Raw genomic sequence first — 4257 nt, 5'->3', positions numbered from 1 at the left:
TTTTCCCATTTAGCTAGCTCCTATTTTGTACCTTGCTGAAGCTAATACTTATCTCAACTATTTGGAATTATGACAAATCTTTTTTACCAAATAACCCTGGGAAATATGTTCCGCTTCGATCTTAGCAGCAAGGATAAAGTCACTTTCCGTCAGCCCTCCCACCTTGTGGGTCCAGATCTCAAGAGCCACTTTTCCCCAAGTAAGAAGAATATCGGGATGGTGCCCCTCCTCCTCGGCAATGCGGCCAATGATATTGGTAAAGGCTAGAGCCTCTTTGAAGTTCTTAAAAGAGTATTCTTTAAAAAGGTGATGCTCCTCAATCACCTCCCACCCTTCAGCAAGCTGCTCAGCAAGGGGCTTTAACGCCTCCCCTTTTAAGGAGCTCCCTCCTATGGTACAGGGAACACATTTCTTTTGGGTCAGATCACTCATAAACATTCCTGGTTTGCAAATAGGCCTCTGTTTCCCCCCAGGGGAAAGAGACGGGAAAGGTTTTTTCTAACTTAAAGACTCGACTATCATAATCAGTCAGCGGGTAACTAATCGTCACAATCTTTGTCCCTAAAGGGATCTCTTTGAGGCGGGTAACAAGCTGGGTAATTTCTGAGTCGGCAAGATTACTTCCATAAAGGTAAATAGTGGTGGCCTCTTGAGGAAGTTTGGTTTGGAACATATCGCCACAGATAAAAGAAGCTTCTTTCAGTTGATACTTGTGGGCAAGGTGGCGGGCAAGCTTGATAAACTGGGGGACCCGCTCGATCCCAATCACTTTACACTTATAAAAATGGTGGAGGAACAGGGCCCCCCGCCCTCTTCCAGAGCCAAGCTCTAAAAAGGTATCGGTGGGTTGGATGTCCACCTCTTTGGCAATCGTTTCATAAGTGGTCAGGGGCGTTTCTCCATAGGTATGGAGCTCTTTTTCTTGCCGGTTTTGGAGATATTTTTTGCTGATGATGTAAGGGTTTTTAAAGATGTAGGCGGTCAGTAGGGCGCGGTCAAGAGCGGCAAACTCCCGACTGCTGTAGTAGCGCTCCTTGACCTCTCTTTGGAGCTTCCGATCGATAAGGGCATACTTGACGGTATCGAATAAGCGTCTCATGCCCTGAGTGTAACCTATTTACCAATTAATCGTCTGCCCAGGTTCTAAAACTCGGAAGGTCTTGGGGTCGATCCCCCGCTTCTCCAGAGCGCAATAAAGGTCGTAAGGGGGCTGCTCGAGATGCTCTTCCGAGAGGCGGAAAGTCTTCCAGTGCATTCCTACACTTAAAAGTGACCCCACCTCGTCATGAATCGCTGCCGCCCGGACCGGGTTGATATGGACCGGCTCCATAAAGTGGTGAGGAACATAGGTCCCGATCGGGATGAGGCTGAGGTCGATCTCCCCAAACTCTTCGCCGATCCGCTTAAAGTCGCGCCGGTTGTAACCGGTATCTCCCACAAAGTAAAGACGCTTTTCTTGCTTTTTTTCTCGAAGAAAATCCACGACATAGCCTGCCCATAGGGTCCGGTTCTTATCAAAAATCCCGCGCCCTGAGAAATGTTGCGAAGGAACGGCGGTGATTATCACCTCCTGCCCCTTAACACCAATATGGACCTCATCCCACCACTCCATCTCAATGATGTGGCGCATCCCCAATCTTTGAAGCCGCTTCTTCACTCCTAAAGGGACAACCCAAGTGATTCCAGGGTTAAGCTCTTGTAACTTAAGCACTGTTCTCCGGTCGAGATGGTCATAGTGGTCATGACTAATCAAAACAATATCGATAGGGGGCAATTCTTCTAAAGGGATGGGCGCTTCATGGTTCCGCTTCGGCCCAAAGAAAGAAAATGGAGAGCACCGGTCGCTCCAAATGGGGTCGGTTAAAAGGTGAAGTCCCTCTACATTGACAAGGAAGGTGCAGTGGTTGATCCAGGTGACCTTAGGAGCTCCATCCCGAAGCTTCCGCTTGGAATTCGGATACTTAAAGTCTTCGGGTCGCTCTTTCCGCCGCCTTTTTTCTTTATAAAAGCCTAACTGCCACATTGCAAAGTCGATCGGTGACCGTTTTGTCTTATCGATATAAGGGTTGGCGAACCGCCGCCCCTTCTTATAGTGCCCCTTCTTTCCCATTAGCTTTCCCCCTAAATCCTATCCATACCGGATCGGCGAAATAATCAGAAAGGGTTTTTTAGATAGATAAGGGGACCTGATCGGTAAGCGCCAGATCGCCAGCAAACTGGATCGGCCCAGGGTAGAGATAATGATCCTCCTCCATCCACTTGGCCCGCGCCCGGTCAAAGGCTTTAAAGGCAGCGCCATCGAGATCGACAAGGGCCTTTTGGATCACCGCCTTTTCCTTCCCTTTACGGACCTCGAGGTTCATCAGCGAGGTGATCGGAATGGCGCACGGGGCCCACTCAGCAGCCGGCTTTGTCAAATGGCGCAGCGCGCACATGTAGCCCGTCTCTCCATCGCGGATGAGAAGAGCCGCTACATGCCCCAGGCCATAGCAGTAAGTCGCATCAAAATTGGTGGGCAAAGCCGCCCGTCCCTCATAGCCGAAGAAGTGGTGCAGAGGGCTAAACTTCCCTTTAAAGGAGGCGCGGTTTTTCATCTCCTCTTTAACCGTCGTGCTAAACAAAAGATCGGTTTGGATATGAGCGACCTGGACATTGCCATGAGGATCCCGATCAAGAAGGAGTTGCTGCTGAATCTCTTTTGGCAAAAAGGTAAAAGTCTCTTGTGCCTCAGCGCTCAACGCATTTTCATCTTTTCCTTCAGCCAAAAGGGCATTGAGCTCCCCAATAAGCGTTTTCATTTCGGGAATAAACTCAACGATCCCCTCTGGAAGGAGAACGACCCCATAGTTTTTCCCTTGGCGCGCCCGTTTTTCGACAAGGTCGGCGATCTGACTCGTCACTTGCTTGAGGGTCATCTTTTTGGCTGCCACCTCTTCTCCAATGAGCGTCAGGTTAGGCTGCGTCTTCAATGCACACTCGAGTGCAATATGGGAAGCTGCCCGTCCCATCAGCTTGATAAAGTGGGTATATTTTCGCGCCGAGCACGCATCACGGGCAATGTTCCCGATCATCTCGGCATACGTGGCCGTGGCCGTATGGAACCCAAAGGAGATGTCTACATAAGGATTTTTCAAGTCGCCATCGATCGTCTTCGGAACCCCAATTATCTTGGTACTGCACCCCTTTGCCAAACAGTACTCAGCAAGGATCGCTGCATTGGTATTTGAGTCGTCCCCTCCAATAATCACCACCCCATCAAGGCCCAGCTTTTCAAAAACAGCGACCGATTTTTCGAGCTGCTCTTCGGTCTCAATCTTCGTCCGTCCCGAACCAATCAGATCAAAACCGCCCAGGTTCCGATACTTGGCCAAAAGATCTTCCGAAAGGGCTAACGTTTTCCCCTCCACAATACCCGATGGGCCATCTAAAAAACCGATGAGCTGACACTCGTAGTGACACTTTTTAAGTGCATCGAAAAGGCCCATAATGACGTTGTGTCCACCTGGCGCTTGCCCTCCAGAAAAGACAACGCCAACCTTCAAAGCTTTTGGTAAAGGGGGCGCTCCCTTCTCTGCATGAAGCAAAGGACGCCCAAACGTTTGCGGAAACTGCGCTTCGATCTCTTTTTCATCGCCAAGGGCCGCTGTTTTCCCCTGTCCCTGAAAGGTGACATCAGCAAGCTCTTCCAAAATCTTTGGAAGGGTGGGTTGATACTTTAAACGCGCTTTTTCAAGTGGTGTCATGGAATCAAATAGTAATTCATGCAAAATTAGTTGTCTAGATAACTTTCAAAACTTTGATTATTAGTTATTTAAAAAACACTCTCAACAAACTGTATACAATAATGTATACTTAAAAGTAACAGAGGAGGAGAGAGTTATGGCCCAAACAGCAAGAATATCTTCTAAAAGTGACATGATCATTAAAGAGATTGTTACCCTTACAGGCATGAGTAAAGTCGAAATTATGGCATGGTTCAAAATACAGCATGCTGAGGTAACACTTCCCGAAATATGGAGGCCTTTCCACCTTATGTAGTTAATCGGGAGTATTTAGGAGAAAGATGCGTCGGGGGCAAGCCCCCCCGCTGCCCCCTTGAGCTTCAATTTGGCAAGCCAAATCGACCTTCCTCGGGGGGCCGTGCAAAGCACTGTTCCACCCCTCGTTCAGATCAATTTTGCATAGCCATCTTGAAGCCGTGGACACTTCACGACGCAGCTTTTCTTCGCCTTCGGCTCCGAAGCTGTGTTGGTTCAG

The 4257-nt window shown here is 48.9% G+C and carries 6 protein-coding genes; 1 reads left to right on the top strand and 5 read right to left on the bottom strand.

The features are described 5' to 3' along the window. Positions 1 to 57: 57 nt before the first annotated feature. Genes NEPTK9_RS09080 through NEPTK9_RS09065 form a run of 4 tightly spaced genes read right to left on the bottom strand, consistent with a single transcriptional unit; the run spans position 58 to position 3743 of the window. Entirely contained in the window at positions 58 to 432 is a 375-nt protein-coding gene (locus NEPTK9_RS09080; protein WP_194848513.1) for a 4a-hydroxytetrahydrobiopterin dehydratase, read from the bottom strand. Next, positions 425 to 1099: an SAM-dependent methyltransferase gene (locus tag NEPTK9_RS09075; protein WP_194848512.1), complete on the bottom strand. Its 675-nt coding sequence runs from the start codon at positions 1097 to 1099 to the stop codon at positions 425 to 427. Before NEPTK9_RS09075 ends, NEPTK9_RS09080 begins: the two co-directional genes overlap by 8 nt. A gap of 18 nt (positions 1100 to 1117) precedes the next feature. Next, positions 1118 to 2110, bottom strand: a complete 993-nt coding sequence (locus NEPTK9_RS09070) for an MBL fold metallo-hydrolase (RefSeq protein ID WP_228547116.1) — start codon at positions 2108 to 2110, stop codon at positions 1118 to 1120. Between the two features lie 58 nt (positions 2111 to 2168). Next, complete coding sequence (locus NEPTK9_RS09065; protein ID WP_194848511.1) at positions 2169 to 3743, bottom strand: diphosphate--fructose-6-phosphate 1-phosphotransferase; 1575 nt, start codon at positions 3741 to 3743, stop codon at positions 2169 to 2171. A 136-nt stretch (positions 3744 to 3879) separates the two neighbouring features. Here NEPTK9_RS09065 and NEPTK9_RS09060 point away from each other — a divergent pair, with 136 nt between their 5' ends. Beyond that, entirely contained in the window at positions 3880 to 4038 is a 159-nt protein-coding gene (locus NEPTK9_RS09060) for a hypothetical protein (RefSeq protein WP_194848515.1), read from the top strand. On the opposite strand, the gene NEPTK9_RS09780 is transcribed toward NEPTK9_RS09060, so the two are convergent. Next, positions 4039 to 4257 (bottom strand): hypothetical protein (locus NEPTK9_RS09780; RefSeq protein ID WP_228547115.1); only part of this gene is annotated, 219 nt, incomplete at its 5' end.

It is taken from the genome of Candidatus Neptunochlamydia vexilliferae, assembly GCF_015356785.1.
GTDB lineage: Bacteria > Chlamydiota > Chlamydiia > Chlamydiales > Simkaniaceae > Neptunichlamydia > Neptunichlamydia vexilliferae.
Note: the sequence above shows the minus strand (reverse complement) of the source record. Positions and strands in the feature narration are given on the sequence as shown.